14 protein-coding genes are annotated in these 17,486 nt (G+C 46.5%); 8 read left to right on the forward strand and 6 right to left on the reverse strand.

The window, feature by feature from the left end; all coding sequences use genetic code 11:
- The first annotated feature begins 83 nt into the window (after positions 1-83).
- From WBJ53_RS00635 to serS, 3 genes are all read left to right on the forward strand, one after another.
- Positions 84-1,409, forward strand: coding sequence for an aspartate kinase (locus WBJ53_RS00635; RefSeq protein WP_338874120.1), 1,326 nt, complete (start codon positions 84-86; stop codon positions 1,407-1,409).
- Between the two features lie 407 nt (positions 1,410-1,816).
- A complete protein-coding gene (locus WBJ53_RS00640) occupies positions 1,817-2,131 on the forward strand; it encodes a HEPN domain-containing protein (RefSeq protein ID WP_338874121.1) in 315 nt (104 codons plus the stop codon).
- Between the two features lie 8 nt (positions 2,132-2,139).
- A complete protein-coding gene (gene serS, locus WBJ53_RS00645; RefSeq protein WP_338874122.1) occupies positions 2,140-3,411 on the forward strand; it encodes a serine--tRNA ligase in 1,272 nt (423 codons plus the stop codon).
- Positions 3,412-3,430: 19 nt separating this feature from the next.
- Here the strand turns inward: serS and WBJ53_RS00650 are convergent, their stop codons facing one another.
- Together WBJ53_RS00650 and WBJ53_RS00655 are read right to left on the reverse strand one after the other, a co-directional pair.
- On the reverse strand, positions 3,431-3,697 hold the full coding sequence (locus tag WBJ53_RS00650; RefSeq protein WP_338874123.1) for a hypothetical protein: 267 nt from the start codon (positions 3,695-3,697) through the stop codon (positions 3,431-3,433).
- Positions 3,698-3,777: 80 nt separating this feature from the next.
- Positions 3,778-5,055: a DUF349 domain-containing protein gene (locus tag WBJ53_RS00655; RefSeq protein WP_338874124.1), complete on the reverse strand. Its 1,278-nt coding sequence runs from the start codon at positions 5,053-5,055 to the stop codon at positions 3,778-3,780.
- Between the two features lie 74 nt (positions 5,056-5,129).
- Here WBJ53_RS00655 and ettA point away from each other — a divergent pair, with 74 nt between their 5' ends.
- Positions 5,130-6,797, forward strand: coding sequence for an energy-dependent translational throttle protein EttA (ettA, locus tag WBJ53_RS00660; protein ID WP_338874125.1), 1,668 nt, complete (start codon positions 5,130-5,132; stop codon positions 6,795-6,797).
- 3 nt (positions 6,798-6,800) lie between these two features.
- Positions 6,801-7,634 carry an aminotransferase class IV gene (locus tag WBJ53_RS00665; RefSeq protein WP_338874126.1) on the forward strand — a complete coding sequence of 278 codons (834 nt, stop codon included), beginning with the start codon at positions 6,801-6,803 and terminating at the stop codon, positions 7,632-7,634.
- An 83-nt stretch (positions 7,635-7,717) separates the two neighbouring features.
- On the opposite strand, the gene WBJ53_RS00670 is transcribed toward WBJ53_RS00665, so the two are convergent.
- Positions 7,718-8,224 (reverse strand): 3-deoxy-D-manno-octulosonate 8-phosphate phosphatase, encoded by a 507-nt coding sequence (locus WBJ53_RS00670; RefSeq protein ID WP_338874127.1) that lies wholly within the window; start codon positions 8,222-8,224, stop codon positions 7,718-7,720.
- 47 nt (positions 8,225-8,271) lie between these two features.
- Here WBJ53_RS00670 and WBJ53_RS00675 point away from each other — a divergent pair, with 47 nt between their 5' ends.
- The 3 genes from WBJ53_RS00675 (at position 8,272) to WBJ53_RS00685 (ending at position 11,640) form a co-directional block, all read left to right on the forward strand.
- A complete protein-coding gene (locus WBJ53_RS00675) occupies positions 8,272-9,663 on the forward strand; it encodes an RNA methyltransferase (RefSeq protein WP_338874128.1) in 1,392 nt (463 codons plus the stop codon).
- A complete protein-coding gene (locus tag WBJ53_RS00680) occupies positions 9,660-10,712 on the forward strand; it encodes an alpha/beta hydrolase (RefSeq protein ID WP_338874129.1) in 1,053 nt (350 codons plus the stop codon). The genes WBJ53_RS00675 and WBJ53_RS00680 overlap by 4 nt, the downstream gene beginning before the upstream one ends.
- 112 nt (positions 10,713-10,824) lie before the next feature.
- Entirely contained in the window at positions 10,825-11,640 is an 816-nt protein-coding gene (locus WBJ53_RS00685; RefSeq protein ID WP_338874130.1) for an SDR family oxidoreductase, read from the forward strand.
- 76 nt (positions 11,641-11,716) lie between these two features.
- On the opposite strand, the gene WBJ53_RS00690 is transcribed toward WBJ53_RS00685, so the two are convergent.
- The 3 genes from WBJ53_RS00690 to sbcD form a co-directional block, all read right to left on the reverse strand.
- Positions 11,717-12,742, reverse strand: a complete 1,026-nt coding sequence (locus WBJ53_RS00690; protein WP_338874131.1) for an alkaline phosphatase D family protein — start codon at positions 12,740-12,742, stop codon at positions 11,717-11,719.
- Between the two features lie 93 nt (positions 12,743-12,835).
- A complete protein-coding gene (locus WBJ53_RS00695; protein ID WP_338874132.1) occupies positions 12,836-15,925 on the reverse strand; it encodes an SMC family ATPase in 3,090 nt (1,029 codons plus the stop codon).
- Positions 15,912-17,147, reverse strand: coding sequence for an exonuclease subunit SbcD (gene sbcD, locus WBJ53_RS00700; protein WP_338874133.1), 1,236 nt, complete (start codon positions 17,145-17,147; stop codon positions 15,912-15,914). Before sbcD ends, WBJ53_RS00695 begins: the two co-directional genes overlap by 14 nt.
- Positions 17,148-17,486: the final 339 nt, after the last annotated feature.

Genomic DNA, 17,486 nt, shown 5'->3' on the forward strand with positions numbered 1-17,486 from the left:
GCTTTCAATAGTGCTGCATTCGCAGGATGTATACTGTAGCGCTATTGAAAACTGAAAACTGAAAGCTGAAAAACAATTTTAAAATGCAAGTCTGGAAATTTGGCGGTACGTCGGTCGGGAAGCCCGAGCGCATGCAGTCTATCCGTAACTTAATTGCCGAAGACAATACGCGTAAAATCGTTGTTCTGTCGGCCCTGTCTGGCTCAACCAACACCTTATTAGCCATTGGCGAAGCGCTAAAGGCGAATAATGACGATGACGCGAATGCAAAAATTGATTCTCTGAAAGCGCATTACGACAGTTTTATTGGCGAATTATATAAAACGCCGGAAGGAAAAGCCGCGGGGCAGCAGATTGTGGACAACGAATTTTCGTTTATCCGTTCACTAACCCGTATTAAACCGTTTACGCTGAAACAGGAAAAGGAACTGGTTGCAGAAGGTGAATTGCTCAGTACACAGCTTTTTCAGGCTTATCTGGCCGAAGAAGGGGTTCCGTCGGTGCTGTTACCTGCGCTTGAGTTTATGCGGATCGATGCCGATAATGAGCCGGAAATTCAGTTTACCGAAGAAAAGCTGTCCGAAATGCTACCGCAGCATGATGATAAGCTGATTATTGTAACGCAGGGCTTTATCTGCCGTAATCCGCGGGGTGAGGTCGATAACCTGAAGCGGGGGGGATCTGATTATACGGCATCACTGATCGGAGGAGCGATCCGGGCCGAAGAAATTCAGATCTGGACCGACATTGACGGTATGCACAACAATGATCCGCGGATTGTTAAAAATACTTTCCCGGTTCGTGAGCTAACCTTTGACGAAGCGGCTGAGCTGGCTTATTTTGGGGCTAAAATTCTGCACCCATCAACCATCACGCCTGCCCGAATGTTCGGAGTTCCGGTTCGGCTTAAAAATACAATGGACCCGGCAGCGCCCGGTACGCTCATTGCCGACCGTACGAGTGATCAGGTCTTCAAAGCGATTGCAGCTAAAGATGGAATTACAGCCCTATATATTCATTCGACCCGGATGTTGAATGCGTATGGTTTTCTGCGTCGTATTTTCGAGATTTTCGAGAAATATAAAACGCCCGTCGATATGATTACGACTTCCGAAGTATCGGTTTCGGTAACCATCGATAATACGGATCGTATTCAGGAAATTTCGGATGAGTTGAGCACATTCTGTACGCTCGAAGAGCCCGACTATGACCAAACGATTATTTGTATAGTGGGTAACTTTAGTGCCGATAACGAAGGTGTTGCCGTTCGGGTATTTAATGCCATGAAAAACATCCCAATTCGGATGGTTTCGTACGGGGGAACTGAAAGTAATTTGTCATTACTCGTACACGGTCGCTACAAAGCCGAAGCGCTGAATGCTCTGAACGAAGGATTATTTTCGGTATAATGGCCACGTTTAAGCTCTAGAAAAACCATGACTAACAAACAATTTTTACGCGAGGTAAAACAGTAGGTTCAGGCAATTGATCCGCAGACCGAAGTGTGGTTGTTTGGTTAGCGGACGCGTGGTGACGCTCGTGAGGATTCAGACTGGGATTTTTTAGTGTTGACGGAAAAAAACTTTAGCCGTGCTTTTGAGTGGAAAATTCAGGATCAACTGAATATATTGGAGTTACAAACAGATTGGGTTGTTAATGCTTTCGTATATTCTAAAGCTGATTGGTTAGCCCGAAGTAGTACAGACTTTCATCGTAATGTCGTAGAAGACCGAAGAGCTATATGAATGACGATGAACGAAAGCTGGACCTAATCCAATATCGTTTGTAACGGACCGATGAAACACTGAATAGTGCCTTGCTCTTACTTAGTGTTCAGGATTGGAACAGTGCTGTTAACCAGTTATACTATGCCGATTTTTATGCTGTATTGGCCTTAATGGCCAAAGAAGGACATAAAGTCAGTTCGCATAGTGGAGCAAAGCACCTACTCAATGTTCATTTTACACGAACAGGCCGCCTAGCTATTGAGCATAACAGTACCTTTGGGCGTTTGTTTAATGCTCGTCAAAAAGGAGATTATGATGATTTTGAGATGTTTTCAGAGTCTGATGCATTGATATTGTTAGAACAGACGCCGGAATTTATTCGAGAAATCAAGAATTTAATTTAACAATCGGGATGCTTCAACTCAATTTTATCCGTGAGAATAAAGAAACTGTTTTGACAGGTCTTCATAAACGACATTTTCCTAATGCCGAAGCTATTGTTGATCAGGTATTAACAATCGATCAGCAGCGTCGGAATACCCAGCGCGACCTGGACGATGTATTGTCGCAGTCCAATGCAAAAGCCAGTCAGATCGGTGCCCTGATGAAAGCAGGTGACAAAGTTGCTGCCGAAGTAGCCAAAGCTGAAACGGCCGATCTGAAAGCTCGCTCGAAAGATTTAGCGGATGCTTTACGTCAGTTAGAGTCTGATTTACAGGCTTTATTGGTTACAATTCCCAACATTCCACACAGCAGCGTTCCCGAAGGGCGCGGTGCTGAGGATAATGAGGTCATGCTTGAGCATGGCGAAAAGCCAACACTTCACGAAGGTGCTCAGCCACACTGGGAGTTGATCAAAAAATATGATATTATCGACTTCGAGCTGGGCGTCAAGATTTCGGGGGCGGGCTTTCCGGTCTACAAAGGTAAAGGGGCTCGTATTCAGCGGGCTATGATTAATTTCTTCCTCGACGAAGCGCTGAATGCCGGTTTCCTGGAAGTGCAGCCACCCATTGTGATCAACGAAGATTCTGGCTTTGGCACGGGTCAGTTGCCCGATAAAGAAGGGCAAATGTATTACGTAACAGAAGACAAGCTATATCTGATTCCAACGGCCGAAGTGCCTATCACGAACCTCTACCGCGATGTGATTCTGCCTGAAAACCAGTTGCCCGTTAAAAATGTGGGTTATACACCTTGTTTCCGGCGCGAAGCAGGTTCGTGGGGAGCCCATGTGCGCGGGCTGAATCGGTTGCATCAGTTCGATAAGGTTGAAATTGTGCGCATCGAAAAGCCTGAAAATTCCTATGCTGCTCTGGAAGAAATGAGCCAGTATGTGCAGTCGTTGCTGCAAAAACTGGAGTTACCCTATCGTGTACTACGCCTGTGTGGTGGCGATATGGGCTTTACATCGGCCTTGACATATGATATGGAAGTTTGGTCGGCAGCACAGCAGCGTTGGCTCGAAGTGAGTTCAGTATCTAACTTCGAGACCTATCAGGCCAATCGGCTCAAGCTTCGGTCAAAACTAGATAATAAGATGCAGTTGTTACATACGCTGAATGGTTCAGCGCTGGCATTGCCTCGGATTCTGGCGTCGATTCTGGAAAACAATCAGACGCCAGAGGGGATCAGGATTCCTAAAGTTCTGGTGCCATATTGTGGTTTCGACATCATCTCATAAAGAAATCGCAAAAAACAGATTAACAGTCGCAGGAATAGTTGGCGTAGCCCGGATAGCGGGGCGACAGGTTGCCCGAAATGCTTACCACCCGATCGAGAGAAATTAAGTCGCCGGTTGCGAGTTCAAGCCATTCGGTTCCGTTCTGAAGAAAAAACTGTTTAATTGTTACGTCGGCTTTGATGAACTCATGCAGATCGGTCAAATATTCAAGCCGAACAAATTTGCCTGGAACGATGGCCCTCCGAAAGCTGGCATCGTTTATCAAATGATTCGTTAAGGTTTCCATGTTTCTATAACAATTCTATAAAATGAAACGTGCCACGACTGTTAGCCGTGGCACGTTTCATTTTATAGAATTATAAGTGATTACAAACCAGCCGTTTCCAGTTGTTTCTGAAACTCACGAAGAATCACTTCTTTCATCGCAATCTTACGTTTTTGCGTACTGATCTTATTGAGCACCTGCTTGTCTTCGGCGTTGTTTGGGTCAAGACCTTCAGCGTCCTGGAGAGCAAACTGCAAATCGTTTTTCTCGCGTTTGACCAAATATTCCATTTCACGGATTTTGGTACGAATCTGTTCTGATTTACTCTTGAGCTCGAAAGCCGGATATTTGCGGGCAAGCACACGACCCAGGTAACTTAACTCAAATATCTTATCGCAGGCTGCTCTAAACCGGTCGTTCAGCGTTTTGTCCTGCAACTTGAAGGGAACTTTAACTTCCTTCCAGCTATTGAGCAGAACCTTGGCCCGTTCGGCAGCAGCAAAAATGTCTGACTGGCGCGATAATCGTTCGGCCTCATCAACCATCTTCATCTGTGCTTCGATGCGCGGGTCAATTTTTTTCTCGATAACGATACCTTTGGCGTCGTTATACTTCGTGTAGAAATTGGTAGTTGCTTTTTTGAACTGTTTATAAAGCTTACCACTTTTCTTGATAGGAACTTCGCCAACCTGTTTCCAGGCGTTGTTAAGCCGACGGACTTCCTGAAAGGCTGCATCCAGATCTTCGATTCGATTGGCGCGAAAAGCCAGCCGAATCAACTCGTCGTACTTGTCGAGTCGCTCCTGAATAACCTTGTTCTGTTCATTAAAGAACTCACGCCGACGCTGGAAAAACCCATCCAGCAATTCCTGGAAGCGGCCTTCAATTTCAGTTTCAGCACTTTTGTCTACAGGGCCGGTCTTAATCCATTTTGTTTTAATTTCCTGTAGCGCATCGGCTGTAGGTCGCCAGTCAGTGCTGTCAGCAATTGCTTCTGCTTCGGCAATCAGGGCTCGTTTGATTTCCAGGTTTTTAAGTTGATTTACCGTAATCAACTCAGCCAACAATTTTTCCTGGGCATCCAGGCGTTCGAGCAGGGGCGGAAAATCGCCAAGTGCATCAAAGCCGAGCAGTTTCTTCCGTAGTTGGACTAGCTTAGTCAGATAAGACCCTTTGTTCTGGGCCTCTTCGATGTCTTTCTCCAACTGACTAACTTTGTTCTCAGCAATGATGAAGCGATTCTTAAAATAGTCGAGCGCTTCCTGCTCAGTGCGTTTTACTTCGCCAATCTGGCGATCTTCGTATTCCAGGTAGCCTTTCAAAAATACCTTTCCGTCTTTGACGTAACCGTATTCATCTACCAGTGAAGCGTTTTCCATTACTATGCTTGGTTAAGGCTGCGCTGTGGGTTAATTTTGAGGATTATTGCCAACCACAAATCTATTAGAAATTAATGAGTCAGGAAACCATAATTTTCTCGATGGCGGGCGTGAGTAAAAATATTCCGCCTAACCGACAAATCCTAAAGAACATCTACCTTTCCTTTTTTTATGGTGCTAAAATTGGTGTTTTGGGCTTAAATGGCTCTGGAAAATCAACTCTTTTACGTATAATCGCCGGTATTGACAAAAACTATACTGGAGAAGTAGTTTTCTCTCCGGGCTATTCGGTTGGCCTGCTTGAACAGGAACCAAAATTTGAACCAGGGAAAACAGTTCGGGAGGTTGTTGAAGAAGGAGTGCAGGAAGTGGTTAATCTGCTCAAAGAATTTGACGAAATAAATGAAGCCTTTGGTGATCCTGATGCCGACTTCGATAAGCTGATTGCCCGCCAGGGGGAAGTGCAGGAAAAACTCGACCATTATAATGCCTGGGAACTTGATCAGAAGCTCGAACGCGCTATGGATGCCCTGCGCTGTCCGCCTGCCGAGGCTGTGATTGATACGTTGTCGGGGGGCGAAAAACGCCGGGTCGCTCTCTGCCGACTATTGCTGCAACAACCCGATGTTCTGTTACTCGACGAGCCTACTAACCACCTCGATGCCGAATCGGTACTGTGGCTTGAAGAACACCTTCGGCAGTATGCTGGAACGGTAATCGCCGTAACGCACGACCGGTATTTTCTGGACAATGTAGCGGGCTGGATTCTTGAACTCGACCGGGGCGAAGGTATTCCCTGGAAAGGCAACTACTCTTCGTGGCTCGATCAGAAACAGCAACGGTTGGCTAAAGAAGAAAAAACCGAATCGAAGCGGCAGAAAACGCTCCAGCGTGAGTTAGAATGGGTAAAAATGGCACCTAAGGCCCGTCAGGCAAAGTCGAAAGCACGTTTGGGGGCCTACGAAAAACTGCTGAGCGAAGACGTCAGACAGCGGGAAGACAAGCTGGAAATCTTTATTCCTGCCGGCCCTCGCCTGGGGGCTAAAGTAATTGAAGCCAATGAGGTGGCCAAAGCATATGGCGATCGGTTATTATTTGAGCATCTGGAATTCCGGCTGCCGCAGGGCGGTATAGTTGGTATTATTGGGCCAAATGGCGCTGGTAAGACAACATTGTTTAAGCTCATTACAGGTCGTGAAAAACCGGATACAGGAACCTTCGACGTGGGCGAAACCGTGAAAGTTGCCTATGTCGATCAGGAACACGATGGACTGGATCCGAACAAAACCGTATTCGAAACCATCTCGGGTGGTAATGAATGGGTGATGTTAGGCGGTCGTCAGACCAACGCGCGGGCCTATGTGAGTCGTTTTAACTTTGCCGGTGCCGATCAGGAGAAGAAGATTGGAACTTTATCGGGCGGAGAGCGAAATCGGGTTCATTTGGCTATGATTCTGAAAGAAGGAGCCAATCTGTTGCTGCTCGATGAGCCAACCAACGATCTGGATGTCAATACACTTCGGGCGCTGGAAGAAGGGTTGGAGAATTTTGCGGGCTGTGCTGTTGTGATCAGTCACGATCGTTGGTTCCTCGATCGGATTGCTACACATATTCTGGCCTTTGAAGGCGATTCGCAGGTATATTGGTTTGAAGGAAACTTCTCTGAATATGAAGAAAACCGGCGTAAGCGTTTAGGGGCTGATGCAACACCAACCCGAATCAAGTATAAGAAGTTAGTCTAACCCATGCATTACGGCTATTTCAACGGGACCATTGCCCCGACCGATAAACTGGCTGTCGGTACAACCGACCTCGGACTTTTGCGAGGCTATGGGTTGTTCGATTATTTTCTGACCTACAACGGCCGCCCCTTTCAGTGGGATTGGTATTGGGAGCGCTTTCAGAACTCCGCTTCGCGGATGCATCTGCCCCTGCCCCTCGACAAGGAAGCAACCTACGCCATTCTGATGGATTTGATGGAACGTAGCGTTGAGGCTGGCTCGCCTGCCGATATGGCATTCCGATTTGTTATGACGGGGGGCTATTCGTCGGATAGTATCACGGTTCAACGACCCAATCTGCTGATTCTTACCGAAGAAATTCATCCGACCCCGCTCATGCAGTATGAACAGGGTATTAAAGTGATTCTGGATGAGTATGTCCGTGAAATGGCCGAAGTGAAAAGTACCGACTATAAGCGGCTGATTCTGATGGCGCAGGCTATCAAATCGGCTGGCGCGTCGGATCTATTATTTCAGAAAGGAGGAGAAATCAGCGAACTTAGTCGAAGCAACTTCTTCATTGTGAAGGGAGATCGACTGATCACGCCAAATCGGAATATCCTGCACGGCATTACCCGGCGAACGATTATACAACTGGCGCAAACGGATTTTGAGGTTCAGGAGCGGCCCGTATTACTCTCCGAATTGTATGATGCCGAAGAAGCATTCACAACCAGCTCAACCAAGAAAGTTTTGCCGATTACCCAAATTGGCGAACTTACCGTTGGTGATGGTTATGTGGGGCAGAAATCGAAATTTTTGCTGGAACGATTTAACGATCTGGTAAAAAACTGGTGATAGAAGATCCTGGATGTTAGCTATTGGACTTTAGATGCTGAGATGAATTATAACAATGTCCAATAGCTAACATCCAGCAGTTCTTACCATTTTCCCTGCGCCTTCATCACCTGCTCAATCACATCCCGAACAGCCCCGCGCCCACCAACCATAGGTGATATATAGGTACAGACTGACTGAATTTCATCGACCGCATCGGCCGGGCAAGTACTGAAAACATCCGTTCGGCTGAGGATCGTAAAGTCAGGAATATCGTCGCCCATATACAGAATTTCTGCTTCATTGAGTCCATCGCGGGCAATATAACCCAGATAGGCATTAACTTTCTGATCGCTGGGACCACCCATAAAAATGTCTTTTACGTTGGTCGCTGTTAGCCAGCTCCGCACACCGTCGGAGTTTGAGGAGGAGAGAATCGCCACCCGAAAGCCCGCTTTTAAGGCGCGCTCAATTGCATAAGTATCCCGGATAAAAACAGTTCTAAAACGTTCGCCAGAAGCCAGCAGGTTAACGCTACCATCGGTTAAGACTCCGTCTACGTCGAAAATAAATGTTTTGATCTGCTTGAATCGTTCCTGTATTGCTGCCATGTTGCAAGTATAGTGAAAACCGTTAGACAGTTGCTTAATTTTGCCTGATGAATACGAACGACCCGTCTTTTGCCAAATTACCATCAGCTTTCCAAACACGATTGCAGACGCAGTTAGGCTCCGAATATTCTGCTTTCGAACAGGCGCTCCAGCAAGACGCTCCCGTGAGCATTCGTATCAATCCCGCAAAAATGGGTTATCAGACAACAGGTTTAGACGCGGTTCCCTGGTGTTTGGAAGGGTTTTACCTGCCCGAACGCCCAAATTTTACGGTCGATCCCTATTTTCAGGCGGGGGTCTATTATGTGCAGGAAGCCTCGTCGATGCTTTTAAAAGAAGCACTAACCCAAACGGTTAACCTCAATAGGCCAATTCGTATTCTGGATTTATGCGCTGCTCCTGGCGGTAAAAGCACCCTGCTGGCTGCTACAATTCATCCAGACAGCTTGCTGATGTGCAACGAAGTAATTCGGAGCCGGGTGTCGGTTCTGCGCGAAAACCTGGATAAATGGGGCTACCCCAATGTGGTGGTTAGTAATCATGATCCTGAGGATATGAGTAATCTGGCTGGATTTTTCGACGTTATTGTTGTCGATGCCCCTTGCTCGGGTGAAGGGCTTTTTCGGAAAGATCCCGATGCCATGCAGGAGTGGTCGGAAGCGAATGTTCAGCTTTGTTCGGCCCGTCAGAAACGAATTCTGGCAGCCGCGGCTCCGCTACTCGATGAAGGAGGCATACTGATTTATAGCACCTGTACCTATAATGATGACGAAAACACGGATAACGTGCGCTATCTGACCACACATGGTTTTCGGAGCCGAGCCCTGACATTGCCTGCCGAGTGGAATATAACAGAAAAGAAAGCTGGTGATTCGATCGGTTATCAATGTTATCCTCATCGGGTTAGGGGCGAGGGGTTTTTTATCAGTGTTTTTCAGAAAGTATCGTTTACGGCTGCCGTAAAGCTCGATGCCCGCACGTTCAGAAGCATTCGGGCCTTGCGACCGCGCGAAACCGCATCGGCTGCAAAATGGCTTCAGCGCCCAGCCGACTTTTCGCTCTGGGAAAAACCGAATGGCGATGTCATGGCGCTCCCCAAAACACTGGAGAAGCAATTCTTATTTCTGGATAGTGCCCTGCGCAATAAAGGATTTGGGCTGGAGATGGGCCAATTTAAAGGTACGGATTTCATTCCGTCGCACGCTCTTGCGCTGAGTACGGCCATTAATCCCAATTTACCTGCCGTATCATTGAGTAAGGAGCAGGCTCTGCATTACTTTAAGAAAGAAAACCTGCTGTTTGATGAGCCGCTGAAAGGCTGGTTATTAGCTCAATATAATGGCATTAACTTAGGTTGGCTGAAAGGCGTTGGCAACCGGGTAAACAACTATTTGCCCAAAGACTGGCGCATTCGTATGGATATTAAAGAATACGTATGAAACGGATTTTCACCATTAGCGGCCTATTATTGACAGCCATTGCTGCCGGATATATGCTTGGCCCATCGGCGCATTACGATGCTATAAAAAACCAACCTGTTGTTCTCGACTCAGATTTGGTTAAGTTGGAACAGAACATTGCTGATTCTGAGAAGAAGGCACATCTACGATCCGATAATGAAGCCCGTATTGTCTGGGCCGATAGTTTACATAAGGTTAAAACGCCCTATAGCCTGGTATACATACCCGGTTTTTCGGCTACCTGGGCCGAAGGCGATCCTATACATAAGCAATTGGCCAGGCATTTTGGCTGTAACTTATACCTGGCCCGAACCTATGGTCATGGGGTCGATTCGCCCGATGCACTAAAAGATTTAACGCCCGACAACTATGCCAGGTCAGCGGAGCGGGCATTAGCTATCGGTAAAGAACTGGGCAATAAAGTGATTGTTATTGGCACATCGGCGGGGGGGATGCTGGCACTTTATCTGGCTGAGCGTCATCCCGACATTGATGGGCTACTATTATATTCTCCCTGTATTGCTGTCGCTAATCCTGCGTTAAAACTCGTTACGAAACCGTGGGGCAGGCAAATTCTGGCCCAGGTCTTCCAGGGCGATTACGTGGTTAATTCGTATAAACAGCCAGGCCGTGATCGATACTGGTTACCGCAGTATCACATCAATGGCCTGATTGCCCTGCAAACCATGCTGGATCAGTACATGACCGCCGAGCAGTTTCAGAAAGTGAAGCAGCCTGTTTTTATGGGTTATTATTATAAGGACAACGACCATCAGGACAAAGTTGTATCCGTTGCGGCTATGCTCGATATGTTCAATAATCTGGGAACAGCCGTCGATAAAAAACAAAAAATGGCTTTCCCTGACGCAAAAGAGCATGTCATTACTTCTTATTTTACGTCGGGTGATCTCGAAGGAGTATACACGGCTACCGAAAAATTCATGGAAGATGTACTGCAAATTCCGGTAGCGCCAACACAAATGCCAGTCGTTGCCCTTCACCAAAACAATGGCTCCACAAAAAAATAATCTAACTTTGGGATAATTTGTGGAGGATGTAACGTGAAGAACGAAAATAGATTGACTATAAAGTATAGGTTTTCTTCATCCTGCATTCTGCATTCTACATTTAATCAAACACATGGCTTACGGATTACTGAACGGAAAACGCGGCATCATTTCCGGTGCCTTAGATGAAAACTCAATTGCCTGGAAAGTCGCTTTGAAAGCGAAAGAAGAAGGTGCCACGTTTACACTCACTAACGCACCAATTGCCATGCGCATGGGTGCCATTAAACAATTGGCCGATGAATGTAATGCTGAAATCATTCCGGCCGATGCCACATCGATTGACGATCTGGAAAATCTGTTTACCAAATCGACCGACGTTTTGGGCGGTAAAGTCGATTTCGTACTGCACTCGATCGGCATGAGCCCAAACGTTCGGAAAGGCAAAGCCTATACCGATCTGAACTATGAGTGGTTCAAACAAAGCATTGATATTTCGGCAATGTCGTTCCATAAAATGATGCAAACGGCCTATAAACTCGATGCAATTAACGAGTGGGGATCGGTTGTGGCATTAACATATATGGCTGCTCAGCGCACATTCCCATTCTACAATGATATGGCCGATGCTAAAGCGGTTCTGGAATCAATTGCCCGGAGCTTTGGCTATCAGTATGGCAAATATCGCCATGTCCGGGTCAACACCGTTTCGCAATCGCCAACGCCCACCAAAGCTGGCAGCGGCATTGGTGGCTTTGACAAGTTCTTCGATTTTGCCGATAAAATGGCTCCGTTGGGTAATGCAACCGCGGCCCAGTGTGCCGACTATGTTGTAACGCTCTTTTCTGACCTTACCCGTATGGTTACCATGCAAAACCTCTTCCACGATGGTGGTTTCTCCATGACGGGCATTTCGGAAGAAGTAATGGAGTTAGTAACGAAAGAATAATAGACGACGTACAGACTAAAAAGCGGAGTGGAGAAACCAGTGCTGGTTTCTCCACTCCGCTTTTTAGTCTGTACATTTAAAATTTGATTTCCTGCGTAAGGTAGGTTTCCCGATTGTCGCCGTTGATCTGAATGGTAGCGGTCAGTGGTTTCTGATTCCAGTTGATAGTAATTAGACCATAGTTAAGTTTTGAGACAATGCTGCCAACGCGGTGACGATTGGCTTCTTCGTGCGGAGCCGAAACATGCGTAAGCCCACTACTTGTAATGTCATACAAATCATAACTCAGGCCCGGAACACTTACTTTCGATACTTCGCCCTGATGCCGGTCGCCACTAATCATTAAGGCTCCTTTGGGCTTCGTTTTGCCAATTAGGTCCAGCAGCCGTTGGCGGGCGGTAGGGAAGTTGGCCCATTTTTCATAAATATGCTCTTCTGGTAAAACCTGGATACCACTGCCAATAATGTGAATATCGGCGTCCGAATTGGTCAATTCGTTCTCCAGCCATTTCCATTGAGTTTCACCCAGAATATCGCCCGCTGGATCAGGAACATTCGCTTTGCCGTCGGCAGCTTTTTTCAGCGGATCGCGGAAATAACGGGCATCCAGTAAAAGAACCTTAACACGTTGTCCTTTTGGACCATAGCTGTGTGCTGAATAGCCACCTTCCTGCCTGCGCAACGGACTATTGGCCGGAACGTCCAGAAAGTCGAGCATTACCTGCTGGCTTTCTTTTCGTTTTGGATATTCTTTTCCTCCATCATTTACGCCATAGTCATGATCGTCCCAAATGCCGATTATAGTGGCTGACTGGCGTAGCTGTTGATAAACGGGATTTGATTTCTGCATGGCATATTTGGCTCTTAGCGTATCCATATTTTCAGAATCGCCATAGATATTGTCGCCCAGCCATATCCAGACATCCGGTTTTTGAGCCACTATATCATCCCACAATGGTTGTGGAAGGCTCTGACGGCTACAGGAGCCGAAGGCAATTGTTGAGACTGATTGATGTCGAGAAGCGTCGGCGGTTGTTTTTGGCGAACGACACCCGGCCAATAACGCGCACCCGATCAGGCTTAGCGTAATGATTTTTTTCATCAGGACGTTTTATGTATCGCGTAAAGGTAAAACCATCAGAACAGATTGACGGCAGATTCAAGATTTGTTAATAGAAAGAGCCGCTTAGCAGGCTCAGGTTTCCCAACTTCTGATGATGCGACTACCGTTTTCAGTCGCTTCGGTACGAATAAATGTATCGACCTCCTGCTGAAGCTCCTCCACGTGCGAAATAATACCAACCACGCGATTTTCGGCCCGTAAGGCTTTGAGCGTTTTAAAAACCGTTTGTAGCGCGTCTTTATCGAGAGTACCAAAACCTTCGTCCAGAAAAAATAGATTTTGGCGGGCTTTGGTCAGGTGCTGAATGTTGTCAGATAAAGCCAGTGCCAGCGACAGAGCCGCCTGGAACGTCTGACCACCCGAAAGAGTTTTAACGCTCCGTACTTCGCCACCATTCAGAAAATCGCGAATCTGAAAATTATTGCGTTCGTCTAATTCCAGTTTCAGTTGGTTGTTGGTTAGTTTGAAAAACCGTTCATTGGCCGATTCGCACAGGTTTTTGAGATAAACCGATGAAACATAGTTAACAAACCCCTGCGCCCGAAACAGCTCGTCCATTTTTTTTAGATCCTGCCGACGAAGATTCAGTTCATCATATCGTTTTTGATGTTCCTGTTTCTGTTGCCATTGGGTTTCGAGTGTTTTCAATATTGTTGCTGCCCGACCGTGTTCTTTATTCAGCTGGTCTTTCTCCGCTTGCAGAGTCGCCAATTGGGACTGAACGGTTTCCAACGCGATTGGATCGAAAGGGGTTTGGACTAGGTCGGCCTCTAGCGTTCCAATCTGCTGTTTCAGGCCACTTTGCTTTTCCTGGTATTCATTAATCCGCTGCTTTTCCTGATCAATGTCCAGATTTGATCGTAGAATTTGCTCAACGGTAGCTCGTTCTAACTTTTTTGCTGTCAGATTCTGGTTAATCGTAGCAGTCAACAACGTAAACTCTTCCGCAATTTCGGCCAACTGCCTGTTGAGCTGTTCTAGTTGTTCTTCAAGGGTTGCCTGTTCTTTTTCAGACGAGGTTTTCTGTTTTTCGGCATCATCGAAATTGTGTTTCGTCTGATGATAGGTTTGGGTCAGCGACTCCCGCAGATCGGCAATCTGATCGAGTCCCCATTGAGAGACTTCGTCAAGCCGAAAATGCTGTAGCGATTCTACTGCCGTTTTCAATTGGCCTTCCTGACCAGAAATAGCGTTGTCGGCTTCGGCTACTTTTCGGGCAAAATCGCCATGCGCTATTTCGATTTCGTCAATCTGAACATTCAGTTTTCGAATCGCTTCCTGTGCTTCCTGGAGTCGTTTTTGGGCCTCGCTTTCTTTCTGGATAGCACCAATCAAAACCCCTTCCTGATCTTTTGAGAACTCTGGCCAAATGAAGGCATCTTCGAGTTCGGTCAATTGCCGCACCAATTCTACGCGTTCCTGTGTCAAACGTTTGCCATTATCCAGTTCGCTACGGAGTTTCGTTGCCAACTCGTTGATGGTTAGCTGGAGAGTTGTGGTTTCATCGATTCGCTGAATCACTTTCTGCAAGGCAGCTTCGCTTCGTTCCACATCCGCAGTGCCTATATTGCCCTGGTGCCGATTAGGATGATGTTCTGAACCACAAAGTGGACAGGGACTGCCATTGGTCAGTGAATCGGCATAGCTGCTCAGCTCATATTGAACCAGCGTATGGCGGTGTCGAATTTCACGCTCTTCCCGAATCGTTTTCAACTGAGCCAGTGCATCTTCAATCTGATGAGGTAATGTTTTCAGAGTCAGGCTTCCCCATTCGGGTGGAAAACCCTGAAGAGCCTTGTCTTTTTGATGCTTTAGTTGCTCAACTGTCAAATCATATTTATTTAGCGCCGTCTGAAGGTCATCCGTTTGCTTCTTAAGCGGTTTATAGGCCGTAAACCAGTTCTGAACTTTATACAAACGTTCCAGATTCGATGATTGATCGAGCATCGTGTCAATAGTGCTCTGATGGCGTTTCCGGTCGGCTTTGGACTCCTCAAGGTGCTGTCCGCATTTGGTTAGCTGCTGTACCAATGCGCTCCTATTGCGTTGTAGCTGGCTAATTGTCTGCTGTAGTGTTCTGATTTGCTGAACCGTATCCAGCTCGTCGATCTTCTGTTGTAATTCGTCGCGGTTTTCGTAAGCTCGTTTGGCGGCATCGTATACACTCGTAAGTCCTGCCAACTGTTTGCTTACTGCCGCGTGCTGCTGGCGGGCTATCCGTTCGGTATCGGCCAGACGAATCTGCTTGTCGTTGAGTTTTTCGTAGTTCGATAAATCAGCCTGAAATACGAGCCGACACATTTCGAAAAGGGTAATATTCTGTTCAATTTGCCGATATTGATCCTCATTAGTTAAAAGCTGAGCTAGTTCCTGCCGGGCCGCCGATAGGGCTTTGCTGCGGGTTTGGCTATCCAGCAACCGTTTTTCGACTGGCTCTAGCTGTTTGATCTCAATTCCTTTCGTTTCCAGCGAATCTACAATACGAGCAATAGCCTGATTGGCATCTTCGATTGATTCGGGAGTTACGTGTTCCAGTGGCGACAACAGACCCCGTAGCTCAGATAGCTGCTCGTCATTACCTTTGCTTAGCTTACCGACGCGCCCCGATAAATCGTACTGGTCCAGCTTAAAGAGCTGATTCATCATTCGGGTCCGTTCCGTAGCACTCAGTTCCAGAAATTCCCGAAACTGATTTTGAGGAATGATGATCGTACGTTTAAAATTATCGTAGTCTAACCCAAGAATCTGTTTCGACAGCAAAGAAATGTCTTCTTTTTCATTGCCGATTGGATACCAGTCTTCATCTTGCCAAACAAATGTCCGGCGTTCGCCCGGTATTATTTCCTGGTATTTTTTAGGATGGCGCTTCGCTTCGTAGACAAACTTATAACGTTGCTGTTCATTACCAGCCTGAAATTCGAACTCAATCAATAAGTGTTTCGATTTCAGATTCATCATATTATAAGCACGTCTGTCCTGATCGTTCAGGCGCTCGGTCTTACCATATAATGCGAAACTAATGGCTTCGAGCAGGGAGGTTTTTCCACTGCCTACTTTACCAAAAATGCCGAAAATGCTGGCCCCTATTAATTGCTGGAAATCGATTTCCTGTTTTTCCTGGTATGAATACAGCCCTTGAATCGACAGTTTAATGGGTATCATCCGATTCGGTTGCTAAAATTTCTTTGAACAATTGCTGAAGCCGGTCGTTAGGCTCCTGTCCTTTGTTTTTAAATTTAAAATAGTCAGTAAATAAAGCGTCAATACTTTGCGTAAGGTCGATTGTGGGAGTTTTTGTTAGTTCGTCCACTTCCACATCGCGAATGTCAGGAATAATGGTAACCAATGATTGGTGGGCTTCTGCAAGCTCCCGACGTTCTTCACTGGTTAGATAAGTAGTTGTCTGTAGTGTGATTTCTGCATAGCAGTCGGGGTTGTCCTTCAACCAGTCGACGGCTTCATCCACTCGTTTAAACCGAGGGCGCAGGAGCCGCTTACCCGTTGTTAGCGGAATCGGTGTTACAACAACAGGTTTATTGGGCTTAGCTTCAATCGATACAACAAATTTTTGCTGATCGGCTTCGGCAAAGCTATAAGCTAGCGGGCTACTGCTGTAAACAATCGGGCTTGGTCCTCCGCCAATCTCCTGATAACGATGCAAATGGCCCAGAGCCGTATATTGAACCTGGGGTGGAATCATATCGGTATAAACAACCGAAGCACCTCCAACCTGCAAAATGCTTCGTTCATCGTCCGATTCTTCAGGGGGCTCACTTCCCCGCTTCATCACAAATAAATGGGCTACCAGCAGATTTACACCTTTTTTATCCATATAGGAGTTGGCTAAATCTGCCCAATGCTGCTGAAGATGTTGCCTAAGCTCATCGCCAAAGCTGGTTTGCCCAAAATAGGCGCGTAGCCGTGATTCGTTCGCATAAGGCGTTAAAATCAGCCGAACCGGAGCCTTATGACGAGGAAGCTGGAGTTCTACGAAACCAGGGGCCGAACGCAATAACTTGGCTTCGCAACTTAATTCATACGAACGGACTTCCGTTTTGGGGAAGCCTGCAAATATGATCCCACATTCCCGACCGAAATGATCCTGAGCTTCGATACGGTCTGGGTTATCATGATTTCCGGCAATGACAATAACCGGGCGACTACCGCCGGCCGATAGTTTCTTTAGCGTACTATATAACAGGTCTTCTGCTTTAGGGTCGGGATTAAATGTGTCGAACAAGTCGCCTGCTACAATTACCAGATCTGCCTGTTCCCGATCGGTAATCTGAACAATTTCATCCAGGACCGCCTGCTGCTCTTGAATTCGCTGAAAATCCTGAAGCCGCTTTCCTAAATGCCAGTCTGCTGTGTGTATTATTTTCATGGGTTACTATCACACGGTTCCAGCCGTATAAAAGGAAGATGCAATATACTTCAATATAGGCCGTATTCTGTAGATTGGATACAAATGAAGGCCGATTTTTAGTCCTTTGAGTTACTCCATAAAACACTATTCAGGAATAATTGAAAAAATTTTTCGACGATAAAAAGCTGACTTAAAGTGCTTTACTAACTGTGTTTGAAGGGCCTCCTCTTTTATTTTGGGAGTAGGTCTTGACAAGGGTCAAAAAAGCGTCTACCTTTGCAGTCCCAAATGAGGGAAACAGTTCGAGAATAGAGCTACAAGCTTTTGATTATCAGACTGTTAGTGACAAAGGGCTGA

The organism is Spirosoma sp. SC4-14, from assembly GCF_037201965.1.
In the GTDB taxonomy this organism is placed as follows: Bacteria; Bacteroidota; Bacteroidia; order Cytophagales; family Spirosomataceae; genus Spirosoma.

Excerpts from the sequence above, each read along its gene's own strand:
- WBJ53_RS00635 (WP_338874120.1), top strand. The coding sequence starts at position 84 with ATGCAAGTCTGGAAATTTGGCGGTACGTCGGTCGGGAAGCCCGAGCGC.
- serS (WP_338874122.1), top strand. The coding sequence starts at position 2,140 with ATGCTTCAACTCAATTTTATCCGTGAGAATAAAGAAACTGTTTTGACA.
- WBJ53_RS00650 (WP_338874123.1), bottom strand. The coding sequence starts at position 3,697 with ATGGAAACCTTAACGAATCATTTGATAAACGATGCCAGCTTTCGGAGG.
- WBJ53_RS00655 (WP_338874124.1), bottom strand. The coding sequence starts at position 5,055 with ATGGAAAACGCTTCACTGGTAGATGAATACGGTTACGTCAAAGACGGA.
- ettA (WP_338874125.1), top strand. The coding sequence starts at position 5,130 with ATGAGTCAGGAAACCATAATTTTCTCGATGGCGGGCGTGAGTAAAAAT.
- WBJ53_RS00665 (WP_338874126.1), top strand. The coding sequence starts at position 6,801 with ATGCATTACGGCTATTTCAACGGGACCATTGCCCCGACCGATAAACTG.
- WBJ53_RS00670 (WP_338874127.1), bottom strand. The coding sequence starts at position 8,224 with ATGGCAGCAATACAGGAACGATTCAAGCAGATCAAAACATTTATTTTC.
- WBJ53_RS00675 (WP_338874128.1), top strand. The coding sequence starts at position 8,272 with ATGAATACGAACGACCCGTCTTTTGCCAAATTACCATCAGCTTTCCAA.
- WBJ53_RS00680 (WP_338874129.1), top strand. The coding sequence starts at position 9,660 with ATGAAACGGATTTTCACCATTAGCGGCCTATTATTGACAGCCATTGCT.
- WBJ53_RS00685 (WP_338874130.1), top strand. The coding sequence starts at position 10,825 with ATGGCTTACGGATTACTGAACGGAAAACGCGGCATCATTTCCGGTGCC.
- WBJ53_RS00690 (WP_338874131.1), bottom strand. The coding sequence starts at position 12,742 with ATGAAAAAAATCATTACGCTAAGCCTGATCGGGTGCGCGTTATTGGCC.
- WBJ53_RS00695 (WP_338874132.1), bottom strand. The coding sequence starts at position 15,925 with ATGATACCCATTAAACTGTCGATTCAAGGGCTGTATTCATACCAGGAA.
- sbcD (WP_338874133.1), bottom strand. The coding sequence starts at position 17,147 with ATGAAAATAATACACACAGCAGACTGGCATTTAGGAAAGCGGCTTCAG.